This window comes from Desulfonatronum parangueonense, from assembly GCF_054656975.1.
In genome coordinates this window covers 58,366-84,612 of record NZ_BAAHXH010000003.1, presented here as the reverse complement: position 1 = coordinate 84,612, position 26,247 = coordinate 58,366, and the positions used below count along the sequence as shown (strand labels likewise).

Annotated in this window: 29 protein-coding genes; 3 read left to right on the top strand and 26 right to left on the bottom strand. The window is 58.5% G+C overall.

The features are described from left to right. Positions 1-5 precede the first annotated feature (5 nt). The 15 genes from ACYQ15_RS00915 to ACYQ15_RS00845 form a co-directional block, all read right to left on the bottom strand. On the bottom strand, positions 6-467 hold the full coding sequence (locus ACYQ15_RS00915; protein ID WP_459935658.1) for a hypothetical protein: 462 nt from the start codon (positions 465-467) through the stop codon (positions 6-8). Further along, on the bottom strand, positions 436-945 hold the full coding sequence (nusB, locus tag ACYQ15_RS00910) for a transcription antitermination factor NusB (RefSeq protein WP_459935657.1): 510 nt from the start codon (positions 943-945) through the stop codon (positions 436-438). The genes ACYQ15_RS00915 and nusB overlap by 32 nt, the downstream gene beginning before the upstream one ends. A 3-nt stretch (positions 946-948) precedes the next feature. Then, the gene (gene ribH, locus ACYQ15_RS00905) at positions 949-1,419 is read right to left on the bottom strand and encodes a 6,7-dimethyl-8-ribityllumazine synthase (RefSeq protein ID WP_092122058.1); all 471 of its coding nucleotides are present in this window, start codon (positions 1,417-1,419) and stop codon (positions 949-951) included. Next, positions 1,406-2,641 (bottom strand): bifunctional 3,4-dihydroxy-2-butanone-4-phosphate synthase/GTP cyclohydrolase II, encoded by a 1,236-nt coding sequence (locus ACYQ15_RS00900; RefSeq protein WP_459935656.1) that lies wholly within the window; start codon positions 2,639-2,641, stop codon positions 1,406-1,408. Before ACYQ15_RS00900 ends, ribH begins: the two co-directional genes overlap by 14 nt. A 27-nt stretch (positions 2,642-2,668) precedes the next feature. Beyond that, entirely contained in the window at positions 2,669-3,340 is a 672-nt protein-coding gene (locus tag ACYQ15_RS00895; protein ID WP_459935655.1) for a riboflavin synthase, read from the bottom strand. Further along, positions 3,340-4,521 carry a bifunctional diaminohydroxyphosphoribosylaminopyrimidine deaminase/5-amino-6-(5-phosphoribosylamino)uracil reductase RibD gene (ribD, locus tag ACYQ15_RS00890; RefSeq protein WP_459935654.1) on the bottom strand — a complete coding sequence of 394 codons (1,182 nt, stop codon included), beginning with the start codon at positions 4,519-4,521 and terminating at the stop codon, positions 3,340-3,342. Before ribD ends, ACYQ15_RS00895 begins: the two co-directional genes overlap by 1 nt. Next, positions 4,499-4,945: a deoxycytidylate deaminase gene (locus ACYQ15_RS00885; RefSeq protein ID WP_459935653.1), complete on the bottom strand. Its 447-nt coding sequence runs from the start codon at positions 4,943-4,945 to the stop codon at positions 4,499-4,501. The genes ribD and ACYQ15_RS00885 overlap by 23 nt, the downstream gene beginning before the upstream one ends. Before the next feature lie 80 nt (positions 4,946-5,025). Next, positions 5,026-6,270, bottom strand: coding sequence for a serine hydroxymethyltransferase (glyA, locus tag ACYQ15_RS00880; protein ID WP_459935652.1), 1,245 nt, complete (start codon positions 6,268-6,270; stop codon positions 5,026-5,028). Between the two features lie 111 nt (positions 6,271-6,381). Beyond that, complete coding sequence (gene fabF, locus ACYQ15_RS00875) at positions 6,382-7,626, bottom strand: beta-ketoacyl-ACP synthase II (RefSeq protein WP_459935651.1); 1,245 nt, start codon at positions 7,624-7,626, stop codon at positions 6,382-6,384. 106 nt (positions 7,627-7,732) lie between these two features. After that, positions 7,733-7,966, bottom strand: a complete 234-nt coding sequence (acpP, locus tag ACYQ15_RS00870) for an acyl carrier protein (RefSeq protein ID WP_092122076.1) — start codon at positions 7,964-7,966, stop codon at positions 7,733-7,735. Between the two features lie 134 nt (positions 7,967-8,100). Further along, a complete protein-coding gene (gene fabG, locus ACYQ15_RS00865) occupies positions 8,101-8,844 on the bottom strand; it encodes a 3-oxoacyl-[acyl-carrier-protein] reductase (protein ID WP_459935650.1) in 744 nt (247 codons plus the stop codon). A gap of 109 nt (positions 8,845-8,953) precedes the next feature. Then, entirely contained in the window at positions 8,954-9,937 is a 984-nt protein-coding gene (locus ACYQ15_RS00860) for a beta-ketoacyl-ACP synthase III (protein WP_459935649.1), read from the bottom strand. 115 nt (positions 9,938-10,052) lie between these two features. Further along, a complete protein-coding gene (plsX, locus tag ACYQ15_RS00855; RefSeq protein WP_459935648.1) occupies positions 10,053-11,162 on the bottom strand; it encodes a phosphate acyltransferase PlsX in 1,110 nt (369 codons plus the stop codon). Further along, complete coding sequence (rpmF, locus tag ACYQ15_RS00850; RefSeq protein WP_459935647.1) at positions 11,149-11,340, bottom strand: 50S ribosomal protein L32; 192 nt, start codon at positions 11,338-11,340, stop codon at positions 11,149-11,151. Before rpmF ends, plsX begins: the two co-directional genes overlap by 14 nt. Positions 11,341-11,384: 44 nt before the next feature. Next, positions 11,385-11,906, bottom strand: a complete 522-nt coding sequence (locus tag ACYQ15_RS00845) for a YceD family protein (RefSeq protein WP_459935646.1) — start codon at positions 11,904-11,906, stop codon at positions 11,385-11,387. A gap of 219 nt (positions 11,907-12,125) precedes the next feature. On the opposite strand from ACYQ15_RS00845, the gene rpmB reads away from it, so the two are divergent. After that, positions 12,126-12,338: a 50S ribosomal protein L28 gene (rpmB, locus tag ACYQ15_RS00840; protein WP_459935645.1), complete on the top strand. Its 213-nt coding sequence runs from the start codon at positions 12,126-12,128 to the stop codon at positions 12,336-12,338. Between the two features lie 69 nt (positions 12,339-12,407). Here the strand turns inward: rpmB and ACYQ15_RS00835 are convergent, their stop codons facing one another. The 11 genes from ACYQ15_RS00835 to sucD all read right to left on the bottom strand — a co-directional run bounded on the left by ACYQ15_RS00835 (position 12,408) and on the right by sucD (position 23,184). Beyond that, on the bottom strand, positions 12,408-12,719 hold the full coding sequence (locus tag ACYQ15_RS00835; protein WP_459935644.1) for a hypothetical protein: 312 nt from the start codon (positions 12,717-12,719) through the stop codon (positions 12,408-12,410). Between the two features lie 17 nt (positions 12,720-12,736). Further along, a complete protein-coding gene (gltX, locus tag ACYQ15_RS00830) occupies positions 12,737-14,143 on the bottom strand; it encodes a glutamate--tRNA ligase (RefSeq protein ID WP_459935643.1) in 1,407 nt (468 codons plus the stop codon). Positions 14,144-14,494: 351 nt separating this feature from the next. Then, positions 14,495-14,716, bottom strand: coding sequence for a NifU family protein (locus ACYQ15_RS00825; protein ID WP_459935642.1), 222 nt, complete (start codon positions 14,714-14,716; stop codon positions 14,495-14,497). A gap of 142 nt (positions 14,717-14,858) precedes the next feature. Then, on the bottom strand, positions 14,859-15,902 hold the full coding sequence (locus ACYQ15_RS00820; protein WP_459935641.1) for a tyrosine recombinase XerC: 1,044 nt from the start codon (positions 15,900-15,902) through the stop codon (positions 14,859-14,861). Next, positions 15,877-16,818 carry a GGDEF domain-containing protein gene (locus ACYQ15_RS00815; protein WP_459935640.1) on the bottom strand — a complete coding sequence of 314 codons (942 nt, stop codon included), beginning with the start codon at positions 16,816-16,818 and terminating at the stop codon, positions 15,877-15,879. The genes ACYQ15_RS00820 and ACYQ15_RS00815 overlap by 26 nt, the downstream gene beginning before the upstream one ends. Next, positions 16,815-17,657, bottom strand: a complete 843-nt coding sequence (locus ACYQ15_RS00810; protein ID WP_459935639.1) for an HDOD domain-containing protein — start codon at positions 17,655-17,657, stop codon at positions 16,815-16,817. Before ACYQ15_RS00810 ends, ACYQ15_RS00815 begins: the two co-directional genes overlap by 4 nt. Further along, a complete protein-coding gene (locus ACYQ15_RS00805; protein ID WP_459935638.1) occupies positions 17,654-18,022 on the bottom strand; it encodes a hypothetical protein in 369 nt (122 codons plus the stop codon). Before ACYQ15_RS00805 ends, ACYQ15_RS00810 begins: the two co-directional genes overlap by 4 nt. A 262-nt stretch (positions 18,023-18,284) precedes the next feature. Beyond that, positions 18,285-19,448, bottom strand: a complete 1,164-nt coding sequence (gene dprA, locus ACYQ15_RS00800; protein ID WP_459935637.1) for a DNA-processing protein DprA — start codon at positions 19,446-19,448, stop codon at positions 18,285-18,287. Between the two features lie 8 nt (positions 19,449-19,456). Continuing rightward, positions 19,457-20,263, bottom strand: coding sequence for a tol-pal system protein YbgF (gene ybgF, locus ACYQ15_RS00795; RefSeq protein ID WP_459935636.1), 807 nt, complete (start codon positions 20,261-20,263; stop codon positions 19,457-19,459). 242 nt (positions 20,264-20,505) lie between these two features. Further along, a complete protein-coding gene (locus ACYQ15_RS00790; RefSeq protein WP_459935635.1) occupies positions 20,506-20,973 on the bottom strand; it encodes a 23S rRNA (pseudouridine(1915)-N(3))-methyltransferase RlmH in 468 nt (155 codons plus the stop codon). A gap of 48 nt (positions 20,974-21,021) precedes the next feature. Continuing rightward, the gene (gene sucD, locus ACYQ15_RS00785; protein WP_459935634.1) at positions 21,022-23,184 is read right to left on the bottom strand and encodes a succinate--CoA ligase subunit alpha; all 2,163 of its coding nucleotides are present in this window, start codon (positions 23,182-23,184) and stop codon (positions 21,022-21,024) included. 163 nt (positions 23,185-23,347) lie between these two features. Here sucD and ACYQ15_RS00780 point away from each other — a divergent pair, with 163 nt between their 5' ends. Together ACYQ15_RS00780 and ACYQ15_RS00775 are read left to right on the top strand one after the other, a co-directional pair. Then, positions 23,348-23,866: a DUF4390 domain-containing protein gene (locus tag ACYQ15_RS00780; RefSeq protein ID WP_459935633.1), complete on the top strand. Its 519-nt coding sequence runs from the start codon at positions 23,348-23,350 to the stop codon at positions 23,864-23,866. An 88-nt stretch (positions 23,867-23,954) separates the two neighbouring features. After that, the gene (locus ACYQ15_RS00775; protein WP_459935632.1) at positions 23,955-26,156 is read left to right on the top strand and encodes a sensor histidine kinase; all 2,202 of its coding nucleotides are present in this window, start codon (positions 23,955-23,957) and stop codon (positions 26,154-26,156) included. The last annotated feature ends 91 nt before the right edge of the window (positions 26,157-26,247 follow it).

Sequence of the window (26,247 nt, the reverse complement as noted above, 5' to 3'; positions counted from 1 at the left end):
TAGTCTCATGTCGTTGCATCAAGATCATGCTGGGTTGAAAACCGCACGTGGGGCATGCTCGCCTCCCACTGCCGTACGACCTGGTAAACCATCCTGCGTCGCCCGCCGACATCCAGAAAGACAAGGGCATTCTCCCGGTATGTCTCCCAGAACGGCTTGCCCCACTGGGCAAGAGCAAGGTCCGCGGCCAGATTCATGGTTCTCTGCAATGACCCGACATCCAGCCACCATGTCGGCCAAACCAGGTTGTTCATCTGGATCGCCATCAACCTCGACCAGGCATCCACATCCTCGGGGACGGCCACATGCCAGTCCAGGGCCCAGCTGGTCCGCCCCTGCGAATCCGTGAGAATCCTGACTTCAGCCTGTCCGGCTGCGGAGAACCGCTCCCGGCCCGCCAGAATGCGAACATGGCGAACATCGGGAGGGCATTGCTCAGAACTGTTTATGAAGCCCAAATTCACCATGGCTCACCGCCTTGGCCACGGCGTCCAGAATACCGTTGACAAAAGGAAACGAATGATCGTCCGCAAACGCCTTGCTCAGCTCCACGGCCTCATTGATGCTCACCCGCAGCGGAATGTCCGGCTCATGAAGCATTTCATAGACGCTCAGGCGCAAGATGCTCAGTTCGGCCTTGGCGATCCGGGCAATACGCCAATGTTTGGAAAAACGCTGAATGACCTGGTCGATCTCCTCCCGAAAAAGGTAGACCCCGGTGGCCAGCTTGGCGGCAAATTCCCTGTCCTCCAGCGTCAACGGGGTTGAATCCGAAACGGCGGCAACCGTCTCGTTGCCCCAGTCCTCGTCATCCACGGGCAACTCAAAAAAAGCCCGTTGGACCTGCTTTTTGTCTTCGAAGGTCCGGAAATTCATGGAAAAGACGAATTGCAGGGCCCGTCTGCGGGCAGATCGGCGATGAACTTTCGGGGTTGCCATGGCCATGAATCAGACTTGCTCCAAAACACGAATCAGTTCAAGGGTTGCGGCGGCCGCGTCAACGCCCTTGTTCCCGGCCTTGCTGCCGGCCCGCTCGATGGCCTGCTCCAGGGTGTCCGTGGTCAGCACGCCGAAGCCGATGGGAACCCCCGTCTCCAGCATCACCTGGGCCAGCCCCTTGGAAACCTCGGCGGAAACGTAATCAAAGTGTGGGGTGGAGCCGCGGATCACCGCGCCAAGGCAAACCACGCCGTGATATTTTTTGGTTTCCGCCAGACGCTTGGCGGCAAGGGGCATTTCATAGGCGCCCGGCACGCGCATCAGAGTGATGTCGCTTTTTTCGGCGCCGTGCCGCAGCAGATAATCGACAGCGCCGCCCACCAGACGATCCACGATAAAATCGTTGAACCGGCTGGCCAAAATGGCGAAACGCAAGCCGGTGGCATCCAGGCGGCCTTCAATGGTTTCAAGATGGTACATCCGTCTTCTCCTTATCTGCTTTGAAGTCGAGCATGTGGCCCATTTTTTCCTTCTTGGTCATCAGGTACTGCAGGTTTTCCGCGCAGGCCTGCACTTCCACGGGAACCCGGCCGGCCATTTCCAGGCCATACCCTTCCAGACCGACGATCTTCTTGGGATTGTTGGTCATCAGGCGCATTTTGCTCACCCCCAGGTCCACGAGGATTTGCGCTCCGACACCGTAATCGCGCAGATCCGGCGCAAAACCCAACTCCACGTTGGCTTCCACGGTATCCTTGCCGTTGTCTTGCAAACAGTAGGCCTTGATCTTGTTGGCCAGGCCGATGCCCCGACCCTCCTGACGCATGTAGAGAATCACGCCGTTGCCGTCCTCGGTAATGGTCCGCATGGCCGTCTGCAGCTGGGGACCGCAATCGCAGCGCAACGAACCGAAAACATCTCCAGTCAGACACTGGCTGTGCACGCGCACCAGGATCGGCACATCCGGGGAGATCTCTCCTTTGACCAGAGCCAAATGCACGCCGTTGTCCACGTCGCTCTCATAGGCATAGACCCGGAATTCTCCGTGACAGGTGGGCAGATTGGCCTCGCCCACCCGGCGCACGGAAAGCGAATCATGCTTCATCCGGTACCGGATCAGGTCGGCGATGGAGGCGATTTTCATGTCATGCTTGGCCGCGAACACTTCCAGATCCGCCATGCGGGCCATGTTGCCGTCGTCGCGCATGATCTCGCAGATCACCGCCGCGGGCTTCATGCCCGCCAGACGGGCCAGATCCACGCTGCCTTCGGTCTGTCCGGCCCGAACCAGCACGCCGCCTTTTCTGGCCCGGAGAGGAAACACGTGCCCGGGGGAAACGATGTCCTCGGCCTTGGCGTCGTCGGCCACCGCGGTCAGGATCGTGGTGGCCCGGTCATAGGCGGAAATGCCCGTGGACACTCCGGTGCGCGCCTCAATGGACACGGTGAAGGCCGTTCCGAAACGGGATTCATTGCGCGTGGACATCATGGGCAATTCCAGTTTCTGCACCATTTCCTGCTCCATGGCCAGACAAATCAGCCCGCGGCCGTGAATGGCCATGAAATTGATGACCTCCGGAGTCACGCTCTCCGCGGCAATGGTCAAATCGCCTTCATTTTCCCTGTTTTCGTCGTCCACGAGGATGATCATCCGCCCCTGGCGAATGTCCTCGATGGCCTCTTCGATGCTGCATAGCGCCATATATCGTCCCTCTTTCACTTCGGGCTGTTAAAATCCATGTTCACGCAAAAACGCCTCGCTGATGCGGCTGGGTGAGGATTTTTTCGCCTCGCCCCAGGGCCCCACCATGCGCTGCACGTACTTCCCGATCAGGTCGGTTTCCATATTCACATCCCGGCCCGGCTGCCACTCGGCAATGGTGGTGTTGCGCCATGTTTCCGGGATAATGTTCACTTCCAGAAAATTGTCGCCGCAGCTGTTGACCGTCAGGCTGATCCCGTCCAGGGTCACGGAGCCTTTCGGGACGACCAGCGTTGCGAACTCCGGGGGAAAAAGCATCTTGAACCATCGGGATTGCCCAACCTGGCGCATTTCTCGGACCTGGGCCAGGCAATCCACATGCCCGCTGACCAGGTGGCCGCCAAGGCGATCGCCCAGGGCCAGGGCTCGCTCCAGGTTGACGCGCATTCCTGGTTTCAATTGGCCCAGGTTGGTCAGGTTCAGGGTTTCGCCGGAAGCGTAGACGGCAAACCGGTCGGCGGCGAAGGATTCCACGGTCAGGCAAACGCCGTTGACCGCGATGCTCTCGCCGCGCACATAGCCCGGCATTGGCGTTTCCGGTGCAATTTCCAGGCGGGTTTCCCGCTCCCGGGCCGAAGAGGCGCCCTGCCCCGTCACGCCGAGCACCTTGCCGGGACCTTGAATCAAGCCGGTAAACATCAGCCTCGCTCCTCGTCTTCTACCTTGCCCGGCCCCGGGCCATTCGGGCGCATGACCAGCAGAAGATCACTCTCAAGCTGGAGCACCCGGGCTGTTCGCCACTGCCGGGCCTGGTTCATCCTCTCCACCGTTGAACCGGAAAGCAGGGGTACGGCCTGGACGTCGCCAAGCGTTTTGGGCGCGAGAAACAGCCACCACTCGCCCACCAGGTTGTCGGTGACCAGATGTTGGGCCAATCCGCCGCCGCCTTCGCACAGGACATCCATCACGCCCAGCTCGGATCGCAACCGGACGAGACCAGCCTGGATGTCGACCCGGCGGTCCGTTCCTGCCCCCCAGACCCGGACCCCAAGCTTGCGCAAGTCGTCCGCCCGTGCACTGGACGCTGTTTCGGCGGTCGTCAAAATAATCGTTTCCATGGGGCGTTCGCGCAGGAGGAAAAGGTTGTCATTCAGCCCAGGCAGGCTGCTCCCGACCACCACTGCCAGGGGCTGGGACCCGGAACTTTTCGGCATATTGCCGGAGAGCCCGCGGCAGGTCAGCCTGGGGTTGTCCGCGCGCAAGGTTCCGGCCCCTACCATCACGGCTCCAACCCGCCCGCGCAGTTCATGGACCCTGGCCCTGGAAACGGCATTGGTGATCCATTGGGAATCCCCGGAACGCGCGGCAATGCGTCCGTCCAGGGTCGCGGCGAGTTTCAGATAGAGGTAGGGGCGGGAAGTGTTCACCCAGGTCTGAAAATCCGCGATCAAGTCCTTGCAAGCCGTCTCGGCCACGCCGGTCACGACCTGTACGCCCTGGTCGCGCAGAAAGTCGATTCCGCCACCCACCACACCCGGATTCGGGTCCGTCGCCCCCACCACGACCCGGCACACGCCGGCCGCGAGAATGGCCTGGGTGCAGGGCGGAGTGCGCCCAACATGATTGCAGGGCTCCAGGGTCACCCAGAGAGTGCATTTCCGCGGATCCACGCCTCGTTCTCGCGCGTCGCGAAGGGCTTCCACCTCGGCATGCGGCAACCCCGGACCATGGTGGCCGCCTTTGGCCACGACCTGCCCATCCCGGGTCAGGAGGGCGCCGACGCAGGGATTGGGGACCGTCTGTCCCTTGCCCTGCTCCGCCAGAGCCACGGCCTCCAGCATGATCGCTTCAGCATTGTCAGGAAGCGGAAAGCTGTTCAAAGCGCACTCCTGCTTCACGCAACATGTTCACGGCCAGTTCGTCCGGATAGCCTTGCTCGAAGAAAATGGCGCCGATGCCGCAATTGATGAGCATTTTCGTGCAGATAAGGCAGGGTTGCGTGGTGCAGTAGATTTGAGCCCCGGACAAACGCACTCCATACATGGCAGCCTGGATGATCACGTTCTGCTCCGCATGCAAGCCGCGGCAGAGTTCGTGGCGTTGCCCCGAAGGTATGCCCATCTGTTCGCGCAGGCATCCGATATCCAGGCAATGCTCCAGGCCGGCGGCGGCGCCGTTGTATCCCGTGGCCAGGATCCGCTTTTCCTGCACGGCAACGGCGCCAACCCGACGCCGAAGACAGGTGGAGCGTTCGGCAACGAGTCTGGCGATGCCCATGAAATATTCCGGCCAGGGCAGGCGCATTATGGACGAATTTCCAGTCGGTTCACAATAGTGCGAAGCCTCCGGCCGTTTTTGAAAAGATCCCGAACCCTAATCCGTCATCAAGCCACAAAGAGCGGGAAACGGCCGGCAAAGGCCTGAACATCGGCCTTGATCCGCTGCAGTTCAGTTTCATTGTCCCGGCGCTCCAGCGCGGCCACGATCCATTCCACCACCGTCGACATATGCTCTTCGGTCATCCCTCGCGTGGTCAGTGCCGGCGTTCCCAGCCGGATGCCTGAAGTCACGAACGGAGAACGGGTTTCAAAGGGCACGGTGTTCTTGTTCACGGTGATTCCGGCCTTGTCCAGGGCGATTTCCGCGTCCTTGCCCGTGATGTCCTTGGACGTCAGATCCACCAGCATCAGGTGGTTGTCCGTGCCGCCGGAGACCAGGGAAAAACCGGCGTCGACCAGTGTTTTGGCCATGACCTGGGCGTTCTTGATCACCTGCTGCTGATACCGGACGAAGCTCGGTTGCAAGGCTTCCCCGAACGCCACGGCCTTGGACGCGATGACGTGCATCAGCGGCCCCCCCTGGATTCCTGGGAAAATCTGGGAGTTGAGCATCTTGCCGAACTCCTCGGTGGACAGGATCATCCCGCCGCGAGGTCCGCGCAGGGTCTTGTGGGTGGTCGTGGTAATGAAGTGGGCGCTGCCCACGGGTGATGGATGCAGATCCGCGGCAATCAGGCCGGCGATATGGGCCATGTCCACCATCAATTTGGCGCCGACTTCATCGGCGATCTGCCGAAATTTCGGGAAATCAATGGTCCTCGAATAGGCGCTGGCTCCGGCCACGATCAGTTTCGGCCGATGCTCCCGGGCCATGGCCAGAACCTGGTCGTGGTCGATGAACCCGGTATCCTTGTGTACTCCGTAGAAAACCACCTTGTACAACTTGCCGGAAAAATTCACCGGACTGCCGTGAGTCAGGTGCCCGCCGTGGGAAAGATCCATGCCCAGGATCACGTCCCCGGGATTCAAGGCCCCGAAATAGACCGCCATGTTGGCCTGGGAACCGGAATGAGGCTGGACATTGGCGTACTCGGCCTTGAACAGCTTTTTGGCTCGGTCCTGGGCCAGGGTTTCGGCCATGTCCACATACTCGCAACCGCCGTAATATCGTTTCCCCGGATAGCCTTCCGCGTATTTGTGCGTCAGTACGCTGCCCATGGCCATGCGCACAGCGGGCGAGGTAAAGTTTTCCGATGCGATCAGCTCCAGCTTGTTCAGTTGCCGCTGTTCCTCCAGATGGATGACTTCAGCAATGTCCGGGTCGTGGCGGCGGAGGTCGTCGAGGTTCATGGGGTCTCCGGGAATAGTATTTCTGTTATGGCGTTATGCGCGAAAAGAAAGTGATCCGTGCGGCACACCTTGCGGATGATATCCAGACCGAACCACTCCCGACAAACAAGGTCATCCTGCCCAACGCTTGAACAGGATGGTGGCGTTGGTTCCACCGAAGCCGAAGGAATTGCACAAAACATAGCCGACTTGAGCCTTGCGTGAACCGGTGGTGACGTAATCCAGATCGCATTCCGGATCAGGCTCGACCATGTTGATGGTACCGGGAATCATCCCATGGTGCAGGGTCATTACGGAGAAAACGCTCTCCACGCCTCCGGCGGCTCCGAGGAGATGGCCAATCATGGACTTGTTGGCCGTAATCGGAATGGAAGGGGCATGTTTGCCGAAAACCGTCTTGATGGCGCGGGTCTCCGTGATGTCGTTCAGCTTGGTCGATGTTCCGTGGGCATTGATATGGTCCACTTCCTCGGGAGCAATGCCGGCTTCATCCAGAGCGGCCTGCATGGCCAGAGCCATGCCCTCGCCGTCCTCGTGGGGAGCCGTGATGTGATAGGCGTCGGACGAGGCGCCGTAACCCGCCACCTCGGCCAGGATCGTCGCTCCCCTGGCCTTGGCGTGTTCCAGCGTCTCCAGGAGCAGAAGCCCGCAGCCCTCGCCCATCACAAAGCCGTCCCGGTTGTTTTCAAAGGGCCGCGAGGCTGTCTGGGGATCGTCATTGCGGGTGGAAAGGGCGCGCAATGCATTGAATCCGGCCAGGGCCAGGGGCGTCAGGCTGGCTTCGGTGCCGCCACAGATGGCGACGTCGGCTCGGCCGAGCAGCAGTTCGGAGTAGGCGGTTCCTATGGCATGCAGCCCCGAGGCGCAGGCCGAAGTGGTTACGACGTTGTTGCCTTTGGCGCCGGTGAAAATGGAGACCTGCCCGGAAGCCATGTTCGCGATCAGCGAGGGGATGAAAAAGGGAGATACCTTGCGCGGCCCGCCATTGAGGAGCAAGGTCTGGGAACGTTCCAGGGCGTCGAGCCCGCCGATGCCGCACCCGATGATCACCGCGGTCCGGTGGGCCTGATCCGCCGGAACCTCCCAGCCGGCGCTCTCCAGAAGCATTTTCGCTCCTGCCACGGCAAACTGGGCAAAGAGTTCCATGCGGCGAGTCTGCTTGGCGGGCATGTAATTTTCCGGCTCAAATCCTTTGACTTCTCCGGATATCTTGGTTGCATGCTCCTGAACATCGAACCGGGTCATCGGACCAATTCCCGATTCGCCCTTCAGCAGTCTCTCCCAACTTGTTTGAAGATCCACCCCCAAGGGAGTGAGTGCCGACAGACCGGTAACCACAATTTGTTTTCTGGACATCGCTTCCACCTTACGGGTGAGGACGGGAAAAAAACGAGCGTCTCGTGATCATGCGACGTGGATCACAAGACGCCCGGAACATATGCGAGAACACTCGAAATCGAATTTATCCGATCTTGGACTGAATATATGCCAGCGCGTCTTTGACCTTGGTCATCTTCTGGGCGTCTTCATCCTCGATCTCTACGCCGAACTCTTCTTCCATGGCCATGATCAATTCCGTCAGATCCAAGGAATCCGCGCCCAGGTCATCCACAAAGGAAGCATCCGGAGTTACCTGGTCAGCGGAAACGCCAAGTTGATCCACGACGATTTTCTTAACTTTTTCTTCCAAAGACATGCTGTTCTCCTCTCATGTGAAACAAGTAGATGGTTTATTGTTGCAGAAGAATTCAGGCAGCAACTTCAGCTATCGTTCAAACGACGAACACCCGTCGTCACGCCATGCTCGGCGCGGGACCGGTCTTCATCGAACTACATATACATCCCGCCGGTAACGCCGATCACCTGCCCGGTGATGTAGCCGGCGCTCTCGGTTGCCAGGAAGGCAACCGTGTCCGCGACTTCCTCGGCATTGCCGAAACGGCGGGCGGGAATGCGATCCATATACAATTTTTGAATATCCTCGGACAAGCCGGAGGTCATATCCGTATCGATGAAACCGGGCGCCACGGCATTGACCGTGATTCCCCGCGAGGCCAATTCAAGAGCCGCGGATTTGGTCAACCCGATCAGCCCGGCTTTGGAAGCGGAGTAGTTGGCCTGTCCGGCATTGCCCATTTGTCCGACCACCGAAGAGATGTTGATGATTCGGCCATAGCGCTGGCGGACCATGATTTTCGCCGCTTCCTGCAGGCAAACGAAACTGCCGGTCAGGTTGACGCGCAAAACTGCATCCCAGTCTTCCGGCTTCATGCGGATGATCAGGTTGTCCTTGGTCAATCCGGCATTGTTCACCAGGACTTCAAGACGAACCTTGTCCTTGACATGTTCCTTGAAAAACCCCGAGATCGAGGCCGCATCTCCCACATCCAGCTGGAAAGCCGCTGCCTTGCCGCCGCGGGATACAATCATGTCCCGCACGGCTTCGGCCAGTTCCGGCTTGCTGACGTAGGTCAAATAAACCTGGTATCCATCCTGCGCCAGACGCAGTGCAATGGATCTGCCGATTCCTCTGGAAGCGCCGGTGACCAGGGCGGTTTTCATCATTTCACTCATGTAATGTATCCGGTAGGCAATGTTTAGTGGGTAATGTTTTGGATTGTTGAGACGCATGCAATTCGGCAACCGAACTCATGTTGCAGAAGTCGCACAAGAATGTAAATGATCAGAACTGCAGCAAGGCCGCGGCCCAGTTCAATCCTCCTCCAAAGGCGGTCAACATAACTTTGCTTCCGGGTGGAATCAATCCCTTTTGCCTGGCTTCGGTCAAGGCGATGGGAATGGATGCCGCGGAGGTGTTTCCGTACTTCTCGATATTCACGAAAATCCTCTGCATGGGAATATCCAGTTTTTTTGCCAGGGATTCAATAATCCGGATATTGGCCTGGTGCGGGATGACCAGATCAATGTCCGAGGCCTGCAATCCATTCCTGGCCAAGATCTGATTGGCGATATTCGCCATGGACCGGACAGCGTGCTTGAAAATTTCCCGCCCTTGCATCTGGACGAAAAAATTCTCACCTGCCGGCTCACCGAACTTGAGCGGCGCGGCGGAACCGCCGCCGCAAACCACCAGCAGTTCGCTCAGCGAACTGTCGCCGTCCAGGAGAACATCAATGATCGAACCGCTCCCAGGACCAGGTTTCGAGGTAACCACGGCCGCTCCGGCGCCGTCGCCGAAGAGAACGCATGTCCCGCGATCCTGCCAGTTCAAACGAGAAGTGACCACCTCGCTGCCCACGACAAGAATAACGGCCTCCGGATGCAGCGTGATCATGGCTCGCGCGGTTTCCAATGCGAACAGGAAACCGGAGCATGCCGCGGAAACATCCATGGCCATGCCGTGCGGTATTCCCAGGAGACGGCGGACCCCGGCGGCCGAGGAAGGAATGTAGCCATCCGGGGAAAAGGTGCCCAGTATCACATGGGTGACCTGGGCCGCGGACAGACCGCTGTCGGCCAGAGCCTGCTGGGCTGCCCGGGCGCCCAAAACGGAACAGGGTTCATCGGGGCCGGCGATACGCCGTTCCTGTATCCCTGTCCGACTGACGATCCATTCGTCCGTGGTATCGACGAATTGCTGGATTTCCAGATTGGTCATCACTCGATCGGGAACAAAAGCCCCGGTTCCGACTATATGAATTGGCATATTCCTAACCATGAGGGAATCAGTGGACTTGATTTATGAAGGGTATGCGATGGGTGCGAGCCGACCAAAAATCACCAGGCATGGCCGCTGCGCGTAACAGCATGATGCCGCACCATCAAGGATTGGCTGGGCTTGTTGCATCCATTCCAAGCGGATCGTCGAAATTTGTGACGGTGGAGGCGGAGGTCGCTTGAACGCTTCGCCTGTATTGGACAAGATCACGGTTTACGCTGAGTTCTTGCAACAGATGGTCGTTGGAGCGGTTCTTGACAAAAGTTGCCGCCATGTGAATCGCACTGCTCAATGCCTTGGCACTGGACGCTCCGTGACAGACGATCCCGATGCCTTTCAAGCCCAGCAAGGGGGCGCCGCCATATTCCGCATAGTCGATGCGCCGAGAAAAGCGCCGCAGAGCGCCTTTTGCAAGCAATGTACCGCACCGGGACCAGAACCCGGCCAGAAGCTCCCGCTTCAGCAAGCGACCCAGGGACAGTGCCAACCCTTCACTGAGCTTGAGAACAACGTTGCCAACAAAGCCGTCGCAGACCACCACGTCGACGTCGCCGGTAAAAACATCCCGTCCTTCAACATTGCCCTTGAAATTCAAGGAGGACTTGCGCAACATTTCAAAAGCCAGCTTGACCTGCGAGTTCCCCTTGCCTTCCTCCTCGCCGATGCTCATCAAGCCGATCCGAGGCTTGGCCACCCCAAGGACGCTCCGCGCCAAAACATCGGCCATCAAGGCGAACTGAACAAGGTTGTGCGGTTTGCAGTCCACGTTGGCGCCGACATCGATGAGCACCATGGGCTTTTTCTCCGTGGGCAGGATACCGGCCAACGCCGGGCGGTCAATGCCTTCAATCCTCCCCAGGGTGAACATGCCACAGGCCAGGGTTGCGCCGGAATTCCCCGCACTGACCACTCCATCCGCACGCCCTTCCTTGACCAACCGAAAGGCGACCTGCACGGAACTGCTCTTTTTACGGCGCAAGGCATCCGATGGCTTGTCATGCATTTCAATGACCTGCTCGGCATGCACGATTTCCAGATCGGCATCACTCGCGTTCGCGGCGTCCAGCTCAGCCTTGATCTCGGCTTCCCGACCGACGAGGATCACCTTGATTTCGTCGCTGCGTAGGGCCTCCAGGGCGCCGCGAACCACCACGGAAGGACCGAAGTCGCCTCCCATGGCATCCACGGCTATACAGGGCTTATTTTTCGGCATCCGGCTCTTTTACTGCAACGCGCTGCGTTCCCTTGTACGAGCCGCACGCGGAACAGATCCGGTGAGATAGCGCCAGTTCACCGCACTCGCAGTAAATGGGATTGGGAATTGCCACGTTGTCATGGGAACGGCGCATGCCGCGTTTGGAACGGGATGTTTTCTTTTTGGGAAGTGCCATGATGTATCCTTCGCAAGAGGGTCAAGGTGGTTAAAAACAGAGGCTCAGGAGAGTTTCATCGACCGAAAAACTGCCAGCCGCGCATCGGGCTCGGGCTTGTCGCAGTCACAAGTTTGCAAGTTCGAATTTATTCCGCATTTCACGCATACGCCTCGACACAGAATTTTGCACAGAGGTTTTTCCGGCAGGGCCAGCTGGAACTGCTCCCAGAGAAAACCGGCAGCATTGAGGTAGTACAAACCATCCCTGGCGACAATCCACCAGACGTCCTCCTGCCTGGCCTCATCGCCGGGATAGGCCTCGAATTCATGAAAATGGACATCCAAAGCATACTCGAACTCCTCGACGCAGCGATCACAAGGCATGATCAGGGAGCCGCGAATCGTTCCTTCGATCAGGCAGCCATCCTGATGGGGCTGGATTCGCACCTTCGCGGTCAAGGGGGCGGCAATACGTATCGGAAGCTGGAATTCCTCAATGGGGTCGGTCCAGATGCGTTGTTCACCAAAAGAAAACTCCCGGCCGTCAACCGGGAGATTCGAGGTCTCGATAAGCAGTTCAATCATTTCTCTCTCCCAAAAGAGGTTAAGTATCCCTTCCTTGCTCCGGATGTCAAGAAAACTCTTGCCAAAAAATGAGAGTCCGGCTAATACATTCGATTCTGTTTTTGTGATCACGGCAGGGCATGAGTTCGCCATTCCACCGCGAGATCCGCCTTGCCCGACGCTTTTTCTTGAGCTTCATTTCTGCATTGAGCACTTGTCAACCATTTGAGGAGAAATATCATGTCCAAGGTTTGCGACATCTGCGGGAAACGTCCCCATACCGGCAACAATGTCAGCCATGCCAACAACAAGACCAAACGGCGCTTCCTTCCCAATCTCCAGCAGGTTCGCGCGGAAATGCCCAGCGGCGAAACCAAGCGGTTGAAAGTGTGCACCAGGTGCATCCGTTCCGAGGCGGTGACCAAGCCCACGGCCAAAGCCGTCGCGGCATAAGTCCGCAGCGACAACCGGCACCATTCTTGGCCCAAAAAAATCACCGCACCCATGCAGCTCATTCCAAGATCAGCGGTCGGATACCCGTCTTCGCGGGTATGACTGACTCGGCGACGGCATGGTAATCAAAGCCATTCCCGCGAAGGGGGGAATCCAGGTCATGCCTGCCGCAAGCCTTGAAAGCCGCCCCTTGTCAAGCTGGGTAGTTGCATAACCCTCAGATAAACCACGGGCCACAAGCCGAGATTCATTCAACTCGTCTGCTCCGCGGCTGATCATCCTGAGCTGGTATTCAAACAGTATGCTGCCGCAACAGGTTTTTCTCTCTTGAAAGGGGCGATGGCTCGCCCCTTTTTCATTCCTGCTGATCTCGATCAGCATTTCCCGCCCTGCGCAAACTACTCTCCGATGATCTGCTCCTCCGCTCTGGACAGACGTCGAAGCACGCGCTCCCTGCCCAGCACTTCCATGGTTTCGAACAGTCCCGGACTCTTGGTTCTGCCGGTCAAGGCCACCCGCAACGGCTGGGCCAGGATCTTGAATGCCAGGCCCTGCTCCTCGAGATACGACTTGAACAAGGCTTCCAGCTCCTGTTGACCAAATGTGGAAGCTGCCTCCAGCAGCCGGCGCAAATCCCCGATCCGGCCTTTGATCTCCGGAGTCAGGAACTTCTTTGCCGCTGCCTCGTCCATGGGCAGATCCCGATCATCGACCACGAAAAACGAGGCCATCTCGGCCATTTCGACCATGGTTCCGGTCCTGGGCTGCAAGAGCGGCACAATGGCCTGCAAATACTCTTGATCCCCCCCTCCGATTCCCTGCTCCTCCAAGTGCGTTGCCAACAGTCCGGCTAGGCGGCTCGGCGTCTCGTTCTTGATGTAATGGTTGTTCAGCCAAAGCAGCTTGCTCTGATCAAACACGCACGCCGCGGAGCCCAGGTGGTCCAGGCTGAAGTGCTCGATCAGTTCGGACATGGAGAAGATTTCCTGATCCCCATGGGACCAGCCCAGGCGTACCAAGTAATTGACCATGGCTTCGGGCAGATAGCCCATCTCGCGGTAAACGGTTACGGAAGTGGCCCCGTGACGTTTGCTCAGCTTCTTCTTGTCCGGCCCCAGGATCATGGGCACATGGCCGAACTCCGGCAGCTCCCGCCCCAACGCCTCGTAGAGCAGCACCTGCTTGGGCGTGTTGCTGAGATGGTCGTCCCCGCGGATGACATGGGTCATGCCCATGGTCACGTCGTCCACAACAACGGCCAGATTGTACGTCGGCATGCCGTCCAGCCGGCGCAGGATCATGTCGTCAAGCTGGGTGTTGGGGACGCTTACCGGGCCTTTGACAAGGTCCCGGAACTGGGTTTCACCGCTGAGCGGGGTTTTAAAGCGAACCACCTGGTCGGGACCGGCTGTCCGACCTTTCTCACGGCACCGGCCATTGTACTTGGGCACGGCCCCCGTGGCCCGGGCCTCGTTGCGCATGGCCTCCACCTCTTCCGGGGTGCAGGAACAGTAGTAGGCATGTCCGGTCTGCAGGAGCTGATCGATGTATTGATTGTACAAGTCCACTCGGCGGCTTTGAAAGTACGGTCCCTCGTCCCAGTCCAGCCCCAGCCACTGCATCCCGTCCAGGATGCCCTGGGTCATTTCCTCGGTGGACCGGGCCACGTCCGTATCCTCGATCCGCAATATGAACTTGCCCCCGTTCTTGCGTGCCCACAGCCAGTTGAACAAGGCCGTGCGGGCCCCGCCCACGTGCAAGTGCCCGGTGGGGCTGGGCGGAAAGCGTGTGACAACCTGTGACATTGCTGAACTCCTTGATGATTACTGAGTAGAATGAAGCGGAAGGCAAGCAGGCCCTGAGCAGGCCTTCATCTCATCTGCCTTCAATTATAGATGAATAGCCCATGCATCTCGGTCTTGCTCGCAATCGAAATCGAAATCGAAATCGAAATCGTATCAAAACAACTTTATGTAGCTATCGCGAATAGCGATTTCGATTGCGATTGCGATTGCGAAATTACGATCTATGAAACAATGACAAGTTGAATCAATGGTATCTTTGCAAATACCAAATTGGAATATGATGCCCGTATGCGGCACACGAAAGAAAAAGCGGGCCAAGGCCCGCTTTCAAAATTGCGTGTACTCAGATTGTTATGCCGCCCGGACCGATTTGATCTCCGGCAATTCCTTGAGAATGGTCTTCTCCACGGCGTTTTTCAGCGTCATCTGCGACATGGGGCATCCCTTGCAGGCTCCGGTCAGACGCACGGTGACCACACCGTCCTCCGTCACGTCCACCAGTTCGACATTCCCGCCGTCACGTTGCAGATACGGCCGAACCTTGTCCAGAACCTGCTCCACTTTTTCGCGCATCTTGACCGCTCCTTGCTGAATCGCCTGCGACCTTGCGGCCACCGGCTGTGCCGGAAGTAGTGGCTTTGAGCACCCATGTCAAACGCTGGCTGCTTCGACACATCTGTTTCAACGGCAGCGCTGCCTTACCCGCAAAAACGTTTCATCCATGCTTGCCTTCATCGACCGCATCGGCCGAATCCGGATTTTCCGACGGCCCCTGTCCACGGACTTTCTCAGGGTTGTCGGCAAGCGGCGCCGCTGCCGCCCTCTCGCGGGTCCTTGGCGTTGCAGCCAGGGGATGCGCCTGATCATAAATCCGGACAACCCGGGCCAGATCAAGGTGCGTATATCGTTGCGTGGTGCTCAGGCGGGCATGGCCCAGAAGCTCCTGCACGCTGCGCAGGTCCGCGCCGGATTCCAGGAGATGAGTCGCAAAACTATGCCGGAGCATATGGGGGCTGATATGCTGACTGATCCCGGTCGATTTGGCCGCCTTGTTCAAGATGCGGTCCGCTTCCCGACGGTTCAGCCGTCCTCCGCGCAACCCCAGAAACACGGCCCGCTCCTCCGGTTGCGGCCCGAAAGCGCCTCGATGTTCCAGGTAGGACCGCATCCGCTGCACCGAATCCGGTGTCATGGGCGCCATACGCTCCCGGCCCCCCTTGCCCATCACCCGGACCAGCCCCTGTTTCAAATCCATGTCGTACAGGTCCAGTCCCAGAGCTTCGCTGATCCGCAAACCCGAGCCATACAGCAGTTCCACCAGCGCCATGTCCCGCAGAGAACGCGGATCAGGTTTTCGGGATGCTTCCATCAGTTGCAGCGCCTGGTCCACGTTCAGGGTCGTGGGTTGACGAACGTCCTGCTTTGGGTTGGCTACGGAGGTGCAGGGGCTGGACTGGAGGATATCGTGCCGGATCAGAAACCGGAAATAGGATCGCAGTCCGGCCAGCTTCCGGGCAACCGAACTGCGTTTGATTCCTCTGCGGTGCAGTTCAGCCAGATATCCCCGCACATGGTCCCGGGATATGCTTTTCGGATTGTCCGGTTCCAGGCCCTTGTCTCGGATGAATCGTTCGAACTGCAGCAAGTCCGTCCCGTAGGCGTCGATGGTGGCTTGGGCGTAACCTTTTTCAACGCCCAGATGTGCCATGAACATCCGGCCGCGAGCGGAGAGCTCAGACTTGTCTGCGGTCCAGGACATAGGAGCTGCCGGGCATGGATTTGGCTTTTTTCTTCAGGTTCATGGCGATCTGGGATGCTTCGCCGAAGTGCTTGAGCCGGCCGTCCGTATTGAAAACCACGGCAATGGAGACGGACATCATGGCAAACTGTTGGGGGTTGCCCCTGCGATCCGTGGAAAAAATGTAACCTCGCTCCTGGTCGTCCTGGTCATAGAAATGGGGAACAATTCCGTCGAAGCTTTCAATAATCCGCCGGCATGCCGGCTCCACCACCTCCGGCGAAAGGATGAAGACGAAATCATCCCCTCCCACGTGTCCCACGAAGGAAAGCCTGCCGGCAAAAGAGCGGATGGTGTTCACGATCACCCGGCCGGCCATCATCAACACCTCGTCTCCGCGGGAAAAGCCGTACTTGTCGTTGAAGGACTTGAAATGATCCAGGTCCACGTAAGCCAGGGCGAAAGGTTCCCGGCGATCGATCAAGTCCTGGATGCGCTGGATGATGGATGTATTGCCGGGCAATTTGGTCAGCGGGTTGGCGTCCAGTTCCCGGGAAGCCCGGTGCAGGGTCAGACTGAGCCGGGACTTCGCCTCCAGTGAAGATATGGGAAAAAGCAGAAAATCATCCGCTTCCACACTGAGAAAATCAATGGTTTCCAGCTGTTGTTCCTCGGTCAGACAGAGAACCACGGGCAATTGCCGATAGACGTTCTCGCTTTTGACCATGTTCACCAGGGTCGGTCCGGAGAGCTGCGGCAGGTCCGCATCCACCAGCAGCATGTCCGGAGGGGCGTTGAAAACCTGTTCCAGGGCCATGGGACCACGCTGAAAAACCGTCCATTCCACGCCACCTTCCGGCCAGAGCCCTTGAAAAAACGCGGCCCGATCCGGATCCGAACAGACCAGGAAAAACCGCAGTTTCCGCCCTCGTGTCATCCCAGCCCCATGGACAAGCCGTCGTCCTCGATCTCGACCAGAACCGCATCCAGAACCTTGTCCAGATGGCTCAGGTCCAGTTGCAGGAGGGCCAGGGCTTCAGGATCAAGCCGCGGAACAAGGTCATCCCCGCCGGAACCCACTTCCAGCACCCGGGCCAGATAATCCCCCACATGAACCACGCAGGCCATTTTTGGATAATGCTGGGCCGTCACGGGCCGGTGATGCCCCGCAATGCCGATTTTCAGGTTCAAAGGGAGGTTCCAATGATCCGCCACCCAGGCATTGACCCTGTCGTGTCCGAAGCCCAGCACTTTCTTCTCCGCCTCCAGGTACAGCAGATCTTCGCTGCGCACCAGGGCATCAATTTCTTCCTTGGCCTGCGGCATCTGCAACGCCACGATGACCTTTCCCAGGTCGTGGAGCAGACCGGCCACGGCATATTCCTCCGGCTCCTTGAAGCCGGCCTCCCGGGCCACGGCGTGGCAGGCCATGGCGCATCCCACGCTGTGCTCCCAGAGTCCGAACATGGACTTGGTCATCAATTCAAAGACCGAAGTGCTGATGATCAGGCCCTTGATCACATTGTACCCCAAAAGCACCAGGGCGTGCTGGATCGTGCTGATCCGCCCGGGAAACCCGTAAATCGGGGAATTGACCATTTTCAGAACCTTGGCCGAAAGCACCTGATCCCGCGAGATCAGTTTGGCGATCTGCTGGGATGAAGACTGGGGATCCTCCAGCAGCTTGGAAACCTCTTCCAAGACTGTGGGGAGGGTCGGGAGGTCCTTGACCGCCAGCAACTGCCCCTTGCGCTCCGTACGGAGATCATCGGTCATGCGTGCCCTCCGGATGAATCCTGTCCGCCCTGTTCGCCGACCACCACGCTGCTTGCGGCCTTGAGCTGGAAATAGTTCTTCAGGTGCTCCTTGTTCTTCTGCATCCAAGGATCGCTCTCATGTTTTCGAAACAGATGATCCAGTCTCCCGGCCCGAACACTGTACGGGTTGGCTCCGGCGCCGGCGCCGAGATCCACCGGATTGCCCTGAACCGTGACCATGGCGATTTCCATGCGTTCCAGGCGTTCCAGCAAAGAACCGGTCAGTTCCGTATTCTCGGCCACCAGCACCAGGCCGTTGTCCCGTAGAACAGGCTTGGCCAGCTTCATGCCCTCACGAGCCAGATTCAAAGGAATTTTCTGCATATGTATTTCCAGCATCAGCGGGTTGGAACCGATTCGAGTGAAGTATCGCCGGTAAAAGACTTGGCCTAAGTAACGGAACGGCGCAGCCCCTGTGCGCTCTCAAATCTTGCGTCCAATGTGAACGAACAGCCAGTGCATGCTATAGTCGAAATCGCAATCGAAAGAAAAAACAGATGGATATGAAACTATTACGTTTTCGATTTCGTTTTATGACAACAATGTCAAGTGAAAACCAGTCTTTACTTTTGAGCGCAAAATGGAATTAATCGCTCAGCGAGTAGTACATCCCAGGATGTTGCGTGACAAGGGAATCCATTTCCATAAGCAGCAGTTTGCGGCTGATTTCCGCGGGATCCCTGTCCAGAACATTGCACAAGGCATCAATATGCACCTTGCCCTGTTCTTCCAGTAACGCGACCAGGGCCAGCTCGTCCTTGCCGAGATCGGCCCGGCGGTCGCCGCGGGATGGGCCTCGGTTCGGCGGCACGCCGATTATCGGAGGCGAGACGGCCGTGGGGAGATCGGGCATCCCTGCGGTTGCGAGCAGAGTTTGAAGCTCCACGAGAATGTCTTCCGCCGTCCGAACCAGGGTGGCGCCCTGGCGAATCAGATGGTGGCACCCAGTATAGCTTTCCAGGTTCACCGGCCCGGGCAGGGCAAAAACCTCGCGTCCCTGTTCCAAGGCAGTCGTCGCCGTGATCAGACTCCCGCTGCGCACCGCGGCCTCGATCACCAGCACACCCAGCGACAGTCCGCTGATTATCCGGTTGCGATGCGGAAAATTGACGGCATCGGGCTTGGTTCCCGGCGCGAACTCGGTCACGATCAGTCCCTGGCGGGTCAAGCGCAGCCATAAATCCCTGTTGGCGGCAGGGTAGAGCAGATCCAGACCGGTGCCGAGCACGGCAATGCTTGAACCGACTCCTTCCAGAGCCGAATCATGCGCCTGGCGATCGATTCCCGCAGCAAAGCCGGATACAACGCAAAGTCCGGCCCGACTGACGTCTCGGCAGATCGTGCCTGCCGCGGTCAGCCCATACCGGGAGCATTTCCGCGAACCAACCACGGCCAGAGCCGGCGACCGGAGCAGACCTCTATCCCCAAGGACATAGAGCAGGGCCGGCGGATCCGGAATCCGGCGCAGGATTTCCGGATAATCCGAATCCGACCAGAGCAGCACGTCCATGCCCCGTTTCAAGGCCGCCCCGCTCTCCAGTTCCGTTGCATTCCGCCATGACTTGGCCTGAAAATCCCGGAACTGGGCCTTGTTTACCAGACCAAGCTCCAGCCACTGGCCGGCATGCTCCACGGCGACATCAGCCCTGCCGTAATGCGTCAGAATCTTCTTCCAGGTTCGCGGACCCACTCCCAAAGTGTTGCGCAGGGCCAGACTGGCCAAGTATTCGTTTTTTCGATCCAGTTGCATTTGCGGTGTCAGGGCATGAACGCGGGCATTCGGGAAAGGCGTTCCCGGGCCAGAGCCGCTGCCGGAGCGTCGGGATAGTCCTCGAGTACGATCTGGAGATGAAAACGGGCGTTGGGGATGTCTTCCAGTTGCTCGTAGGCGAATCCGGCTTTCAACAGAGCGTCCGGGGCCTTGGCATGCTTGGGAAACCGTCTGCTCAACTCCTTGAAGACGAAGATGGACTGGGCGAACTGCTTCTGGGCGTAGAGCGTTTCCGCATGCCAGTACAGGGCGTTGGGCAGCAAGGGGTGGTTGGGGAAACGTTCCTGAAAGGCAAAAAAGTCGGCGCGGGCCTGGGCGTATCGGCCATCGAAATACCTGGCCAGAGCCTGATCGTAGAGTGCCTTGGCCTCTTCCAACGACCCCGCGTCAGGTTGAGGGGCTATTTTAGTCCCTGTTTCCGGAACCGTTGCCGGCGGAATCCGGGCTGGCGGCGTTTTCAATGCGACGGCCGTATCCTCGTCGCCGGGGCGAGGAATTTCCATCGCGGGATCACGTGCTGTTTCGCCGTCGCGAACATGCCGCGGCATGCTCTCCGGTCGTGCTTCCCCCAGAAAATCCTGGAGAAAGCGCTCCTGCTGCAGCAGCGACATCTCCATGGATTCCAGCCGCTCCCGAAACTCCTCGGCTTGGCGATCCTGTCGATCGCGCATTTCCACCAAGGCATATTCAAGGTTGCCCATTCGGCCCTGCTGAGAGGGAGCCGAAGCACAGCCGCTCAGCCCAAGTCCGGAAAACCACAGGAAGATGCCAATCCACGCGAAATTCGGTTTCATTCCCCCTCCTTGCAGTCCATCCGATTACACCTGACCATGCCGCGGAGCAACCTTCGCGATACGCCGCACCAGGGCAGATTTGTTCTCCCGGCTGGCTCACCCTGTTTCGGCCGGATCGAAACTTCCTCGCCGGCCTCGCAACATCAAGCCGTTGCGCTGGAACACCATGAACTGTGCTCTCTGCATACGGCAACGCCTTGATCAACAATGCCTGGCTTGGTCAGACAGTCGATCCAAATCGATCAGTGGTGATATCCCGTGCCGCGCAGGATCGTCATGGCCCTGTAGATCTGCTCAAACAGCACAACACGAGCCAGTTCGTGGGGCAATGTCATCGCTCCCAGGCTGATCAGCCCATCGCTGCGGTCCAGGACGGACGGCGAAAGGCCATATGGCCCGCCGATCACGAAGCATGGCCTGCGCACGGGATCTTCCAGCCATAGGGCCATGGCCGCGGCAAAGCCTTCGGATGAATATGCATGGCCCCGAACGTCCAGCCCCAGTACAAGATCCTTCGGTCCAAGTCCGGCCAGCAGGGCGCGGCCTTCGGACTCAATTCTCGCCTCCGGGGACAAATGGCCGGGGCCGTCCTTGATCACCGACTGATCCAGACGCGTGAATCGATTGATCAGCCTGGCATAATGGTCAGCGGCGGTGATCCAGTGCGGAGTTTTCAGCCTGCCTACGGCCAGACAACAAATTGATTTCATGGAGATGCGCAACAGCCCTGAAAAATCCGCGATCGGCCCCGATCGGCCTCAAGTCAGGTCCAGAGCTTCCTCTGTCAGTCTCGCGACGTCGCCCAGATCCGTGCACAGCGTGACCCCGGCTGCCTGGAGCCGGTCCAGCTTGGCCTGGATTCCACCGCCGCCCTTTTCCAGAATGGCCCCGGCGTGGCCGAGCCGCTTGCCTTCAGGGGCGGTGCGTCCGGCAATGAACGCCAGGATCGGACCAGACCAGCCCTGGGCGCGAAGGTGTTCAGCCGTCTCTTCCTCGGCCCGGCCGCCGATTTCGCCCAGGATCAGCAACACCTTCGTGCGCGGGTCCGCAACCACGAGTTCGGCACAGGCCGCAAGCCCCAAGCCGACGTATGGATCACCGCCCACGCCGATGCAGACGGACTGTCCGATTCCCGCGGCGCCCAGACGATGAACGGCTTCATAGGTCAAGGTGCCGCTGCGGGAAAGAACCGCCACCGGTCCGGGGGAAAAAATCCCTCCCGGCATGATCCCGAGCTTGATTTCACCCGGCACGATCAGCCCCGGAGTGTTCGGGCCGATCAGCCTGCTGTTCGACCCCTTGAGCTGCTCCAGAACCTTGAGCATGTCCATTTGGGGGATGCCCTCGGTAATGCAGATGATCCAGGGTATGTTGGCTTGGGCCGCTTCCAGAATCGCATCCGCGGCCACGGAAGCCGGCACGAAAATGATGCTCGCATCAATGTCGTGGCGAGCCGCGGCCCGGGCGACACTGGAATAGACCGGCAGCCCGAGAACGTTCTCGCCCTCTTTGAACGGCGTTACCCCCGCCACGACCTGCACGCCGTATTCGCGCATCAACTCGGCATGGCGCCGTCCCTCGCGGCCGGTCAGTCCCTGGACCAGAACCCGGGATGTCCGATCCAGGCCGAACGGCTGAGCAGCCGGCGATGCTGATCCAGGCGATCGCTTCGCCCCGGAGTATTTTTGTTTTCTCGTCGAATCTGCGCCCGGCGCGGAGGAAGGCGGAGATTTTCCGGACGTCGTGGAATCAGCTCGCGGGATGCCCTGCAAGATGCCCTGCAAGATGTCCAAAGCCTGACTCAGGTTGTCGGCCAGATGCAGGGTCTTTCCGGGCACATCCGCCAGCAGGGAACGACCGGCGTCTGCTCCATGGCCCGAGAATCGAACCACCATGGGCTTTGCCGGAGCCTGACCGCCAAGAGCCGTCTTCAGGGCCATGGCCACCTTCTCGCAGGAAAGTATCCCCCCAAACAGGTTGATCAGCACGGCTTCCACCTGGGGGTCGCCCAGCAGAATACTCATGGCCTCATCCATGGCCTGCTGCCCAGCTCCGCCGCCGAGATCTAGAAAATTCGCCGGCTGCAAGCCGGAATGATTCAGCAGATCCATGGTGGCCATGGCCAGTCCCGCGCCGTTAACCATCAGCCCGACCCGGCCCTCGAAGCGATGGTAGCTCAACCCCGCGGCCTTGGCCCGGTTCTCCTGGTCGCTGAAGTAGACCTCACTGGCGAATCGCTTCACTTCCGGACGCAGGTCCGCGTAGTTGTCGTCCACTTCGACCTTGCCGTCCAGGGCCAGCCACTGGTCTTCCCTGGTCAGCACCAGGGGATTGATCTCCGCCAGAAGCAGGCCATTGCTCGTGAAGCAGTTCCACAGATTACTCAAGAGGGCATGAAAGCCGGGCCAGAACGTCTTATCCAGGCCGAGATGAAAAAAGGCCGCCCGGATTTGATGCCCGCCCAGGCCGGCCAACGGATTGAGCCGCTGCACCAGAAGGTTCTCCGGGTCCTCGGCTCCGATGTTTTCCACCTCTACACCGCCCTGGCGGCCGATGGTGAGCACAGGGCAGCCCCACTCCCGCTGCAGGCTCAGACTGAGATAGAACTCCCGCTCGATGTTCGCCCGATTTTCAAGCCGCAAAAAGGGCGCCGGCCGACCATTGACCTCCAGGTCGAAAAGCCTTTGGGCGGCCTTGGGCAACTCATCCGGCGAATCCAGGGCTATCACGCCGCCCTGTTTGCCCCGCCCTCCAGCGAGCACCTGGATTTTCAACATCCATGGCAAGGGAATGGAAAAACTCCCGGCAGACGTATCCGCCGCCAGATTTCCTGTCGAGTCCCGTTGCAGCAGAATTCCTTGCGGGGTGGGGATTCCCGACTCCTGAAACAAAATCTTGCTGTCATGTTCGTTTAGTTGCATGGATGCTCCGCTAAAACAAAGCCGTACAGGTTGTCAAAGGCATACCAATAAGGGTAGAGATTGACGCTTGTTGCAGTAGACGATCCCTTAAGCCTCAAACAGCGCATCAATGAACCTCATTCGCCGACTTTACCTGTGTTGCATCATTATTCTGCTCGCCCTCATGCCTTCCCTTCCAGCCATGGGGGCATCGATGCTGGCATTGGACAACCTGGTTCTGGACAGCCATGCAGACAGGATTCACCTCCGTTTCGGGATACGCCTTATTGATCCGGAGCCGGTTACGGAGGTGCTGCAGGAGGGGGTGGACCTCTGGCTTGAGGGAACGGCAAGGCTGGTGTCCAAGCGGCTGTTTCTGCCCAACAGAACCCTCTATGAACAATCCTTCGAACACGTTCTGGAATGGAATCCCCTGACTCAGGATTTTGAGTTGACGCTGCCCCAGAAGGAACATTTGGTCAAGTCCAAGGACCTTGTAGAATTGATTTCCAGCCACTGGCGGGAGATCAACCTGGAAATGGGGGATTGGTCCCTGCTCTCTTCCGGCCAGACATATCATGTGGAACTGGATATCAATTTTGACAGGCGGGACATACCGATCTGGATGCGCCGGGTTCTTTTTTTCTGGTCCTGGGAAGTCATGAGTCCGATCCGTTATGAACTCGAATTTACGGCTCCCTAGCTTCGGCATGTCTGGATGAACACCGCACAAAGTCCACCGCATCACCTGCCGCTTTTCGCGGCGGGTTCGTCACGCTTACTTCTTCACAATGCCTGAGAAACCGCCTTCAGCTGAACCGATCAGGATCAGCGTTCCGGACAGAAACCAGCGCAAACGACAGCAGCGGGAATTGTATCTCGCCCTCTTCGGCTTTTTTGCCGTCGTGATCCTGGCCTGGGTGCAGCTCAATTTTCTCCAGGTTGATTCCTACGTCTTTTTTGCCCTCTACAACCTGAATTTCATTTTGCTTCTGGTCGTCCTGTTTCTGGTGGCCAGAAACGTGGTCAAACTGGTTCTGGAACGCAGACGGAAAGTCATCGGCGTTCGCTTGCGGACCAGACTTGTTCTGGCCTTCGTTTCCCTGTCTCTGGTTCCCACGGTTCTGCTCTTTGTGATTTCGCTGATCTTTGTCAGAACTTCCGTGGACTTCTGGTTTCAGGATCAGGTGGAAAATTCCCTGGAGCAGGCCCTGAATGTCGGCCAATCCTTCTACTCATCCGCCCAGGAGCGCCTGGAGCAACGCGGCTCCTTCCTGCTGTACCAGATCCGCGACCGCGAGCTGGCCTGGGGCGGTCGAAGCATGAACGCGTTTCTGGATGAGAAACGCCTGGAGTACAATCTGGGACTGGTGGGGGTGCTTTCAGCGCAGCTTCGGGAACAGAACTGGAATGCGGACGAAGACTGGGCCAGGGTTTGGCCGGAACTGCGATCCGAGATGAACCTGGAATCCCTGCTTGAAAATCCGCGCATTCTTTCCGCCATCCATCCCGGTCCGGAGTTCGATCTGGTCGTGGGGATTCTGCCCGTGGACGGCGGACGCAGCGGCTATCTTGTTCTCGGCGACAGCCTGGGCGAAGGCCTGCTTTTCAAGTTGCGCCAGATCGTACGCGGCGTGGACGAATACAAGAAGCTGCAGACGTTGAAATACCCCCTGAAGGTGACCCTCTACCTGGTTCTGGGGCTGATCACGCTATTGATCATTCTGGCTGCGATCTGGTTCGGATTTCGCCTGGCCAAGGAACTTTCGGCCCCGGTGCAGGCGCTGGCTTTGGGCACCCAACGCATCTCCGAGGGAGACCTCGCCTTTCGACTCCATGACGATGCCAAGGACGAACTGGGCATGCTGGTTCAGTCCTTCAACCACATGGTCCAGGACCTGGAAGCCAACCGGGCCAAGCTGACCAGGGCCAATCTTCGCCTGGAAGAACAAAATCTGGAGTTGGAGACCAGGGGGCGCTACATGGAGGCCGTGTTGGACAACATTACGTCCGGAGTTGTTTCCATGGGCGCGGACGGCCGCGTGACCACCGTGAACAAGGCAGCCGAGGCCATCTTGAACTTCGATTCCAGACAGATTCTGGGAAAAACGCCCAATCAGTTCCTGCATCAGGACTACCTGGTCATGCTCCAGGGCGTGGCCAAGCACCTGCAAAGCCATCCCCAGGCCAAATGGCAACGGCAACTGGACCTGCGCATGGACACACGGGAAATCAAGCTTCTGGTGAACATTGTCCATCTCCAGGATCAAGGCGGGATCATCGCGGTGTTCGAGGACGTCACGGAGCTGGAAAAAATGCATCGCCTGGCGGCCTGGAAAGACGTAGCCCGGCGCATCGCCCATGAGATCAAGAACCCGCTTACGCCCATCAAGCTTTCCGCGCAGCGTCTGGAGCGCAAATTCAGCTCCCAGGTGGAGGACCGGACAGTCTTCAGCCAGTGCACCAGGATCATCATCCGTCAGGTGGAACATCTCCAACGCATGGTTCAGGAGTTTTCCTCTTTTGCCAAGCTGCCCGAAGTTCGCCTCGCCGAAGACGAACTCGAACCGCACCTTGAAGAAGTCGTGGACATGTTCCGCAACAGCCATGTGGGCATCCAGTGGCGTCTGGAAATCGCCACCGACATTCCGCCCCTCAAATTCGACCCCGAAGCCCTGCGCCGCGTGTGGATCAACCTGATGACCAATGCCGTGGAAGCTCTGGATGAGCAACCGCATCCGGAAGTGCTCATTCAGGCTGCTTATCTTCCTGAAAACCAGACAGTGGTCGTGAAGGTTTCCGATAACGGCCTGGGCTTGAATCAGGCAGAGGACATCCAAAACATCTTTGAACCCTATTTTTCCCGAAAAAAAGGCGGCACCGGGCTTGGGCTGACCATTGCCAAATCCATTGTCGGTGAACATCACGGTACTATTCGGGTGCGTAAAAACAAACCGAATGGATGTGTCTTCGAGGTTGTTTTACCGGCGTAACAGAACAATTCGCAAGCTGAGACACGACAGGTTTCCACTTTTACCGACAAAGCAATGTCACAAGAAGCGCCTTCTTCCACCATGTACTCAT

Bases quoted from the DNA above. Each gene is read 5' to 3' on its own strand.
- ACYQ15_RS00895 (WP_459935655.1), bottom strand. From the start codon at position 3,340: ATGTTTACCGGCTTGATTCAAGGTCCCGGCAAGGTGCTCGGCGTGACG.
- ACYQ15_RS00790 (WP_459935635.1), bottom strand. From the start codon at position 20,973: ATGAAATCAATTTGTTGTCTGGCCGTAGGCAGGCTGAAAACTCCGCAC.
- rpmB (WP_459935645.1), top strand. From the start codon at position 12,126: ATGTCCAAGGTTTGCGACATCTGCGGGAAACGTCCCCATACCGGCAAC.
- dprA (WP_459935637.1), bottom strand. From the start codon at position 19,448: ATGCAACTGGATCGAAAAAACGAATACTTGGCCAGTCTGGCCCTGCGC.
- ACYQ15_RS00845 (WP_459935646.1), bottom strand. From the start codon at position 11,906: ATGATTGAACTGCTTATCGAGACCTCGAATCTCCCGGTTGACGGCCGG.
- ACYQ15_RS00815 (WP_459935640.1), bottom strand. From the start codon at position 16,818: ATGACACGAGGGCGGAAACTGCGGTTTTTCCTGGTCTGTTCGGATCCG.
- fabG (WP_459935650.1), bottom strand. From the start codon at position 8,844: ATGAGTGAAATGATGAAAACCGCCCTGGTCACCGGCGCTTCCAGAGGA.
- ACYQ15_RS00915 (WP_459935658.1), bottom strand. From the start codon at position 467: ATGGTGAATTTGGGCTTCATAAACAGTTCTGAGCAATGCCCTCCCGAT.
- ACYQ15_RS00805 (WP_459935638.1), bottom strand. From the start codon at position 18,022: ATGCAGAAAATTCCTTTGAATCTGGCTCGTGAGGGCATGAAGCTGGCC.
- acpP (WP_092122076.1), bottom strand. From the start codon at position 7,966: ATGTCTTTGGAAGAAAAAGTTAAGAAAATCGTCGTGGATCAACTTGGC.
- glyA (WP_459935652.1), bottom strand. From the start codon at position 6,270: ATGAACCTCGACGACCTCCGCCGCCACGACCCGGACATTGCTGAAGTC.
- ACYQ15_RS00900 (WP_459935656.1), bottom strand. From the start codon at position 2,641: ATGGCGCTATGCAGCATCGAAGAGGCCATCGAGGACATTCGCCAGGGG.
- nusB (WP_459935657.1), bottom strand. From the start codon at position 945: ATGGCCATGGCAACCCCGAAAGTTCATCGCCGATCTGCCCGCAGACGG.
- fabF (WP_459935651.1), bottom strand. From the start codon at position 7,626: ATGTCCAGAAAACAAATTGTGGTTACCGGTCTGTCGGCACTCACTCCC.
- sucD (WP_459935634.1), bottom strand. From the start codon at position 23,184: ATGCAACTAAACGAACATGACAGCAAGATTTTGTTTCAGGAGTCGGGA.
- ACYQ15_RS00885 (WP_459935653.1), bottom strand. From the start codon at position 4,945: ATGCGCCTGCCCTGGCCGGAATATTTCATGGGCATCGCCAGACTCGTT.
- ACYQ15_RS00780 (WP_459935633.1), top strand. From the start codon at position 23,348: ATGCCTTCCCTTCCAGCCATGGGGGCATCGATGCTGGCATTGGACAAC.
- rpmF (WP_459935647.1), bottom strand. From the start codon at position 11,340: ATGGCACTTCCCAAAAAGAAAACATCCCGTTCCAAACGCGGCATGCGC.
- ybgF (WP_459935636.1), bottom strand. From the start codon at position 20,263: ATGAAACCGAATTTCGCGTGGATTGGCATCTTCCTGTGGTTTTCCGGA.
- ACYQ15_RS00860 (WP_459935649.1), bottom strand. From the start codon at position 9,937: ATGCCAATTCATATAGTCGGAACCGGGGCTTTTGTTCCCGATCGAGTG.
- ACYQ15_RS00835 (WP_459935644.1), bottom strand. From the start codon at position 12,719: ATGCTGATCGAGATCAGCAGGAATGAAAAAGGGGCGAGCCATCGCCCC.
- plsX (WP_459935648.1), bottom strand. From the start codon at position 11,162: ATGCCGAAAAATAAGCCCTGTATAGCCGTGGATGCCATGGGAGGCGAC.
- ACYQ15_RS00825 (WP_459935642.1), bottom strand. From the start codon at position 14,716: ATGCGCGAAAAAGTGGAGCAGGTTCTGGACAAGGTTCGGCCGTATCTG.
- ACYQ15_RS00810 (WP_459935639.1), bottom strand. From the start codon at position 17,657: ATGACCGATGATCTCCGTACGGAGCGCAAGGGGCAGTTGCTGGCGGTC.
- ACYQ15_RS00775 (WP_459935632.1), top strand. From the start codon at position 23,955: ATGCCTGAGAAACCGCCTTCAGCTGAACCGATCAGGATCAGCGTTCCG.
- gltX (WP_459935643.1), bottom strand. From the start codon at position 14,143: ATGTCACAGGTTGTCACACGCTTTCCGCCCAGCCCCACCGGGCACTTG.
- ribH (WP_092122058.1), bottom strand. From the start codon at position 1,419: ATGTACCATCTTGAAACCATTGAAGGCCGCCTGGATGCCACCGGCTTG.
- ACYQ15_RS00820 (WP_459935641.1), bottom strand. From the start codon at position 15,902: ATGTCCTGGACCGCAGACAAGTCTGAGCTCTCCGCTCGCGGCCGGATG.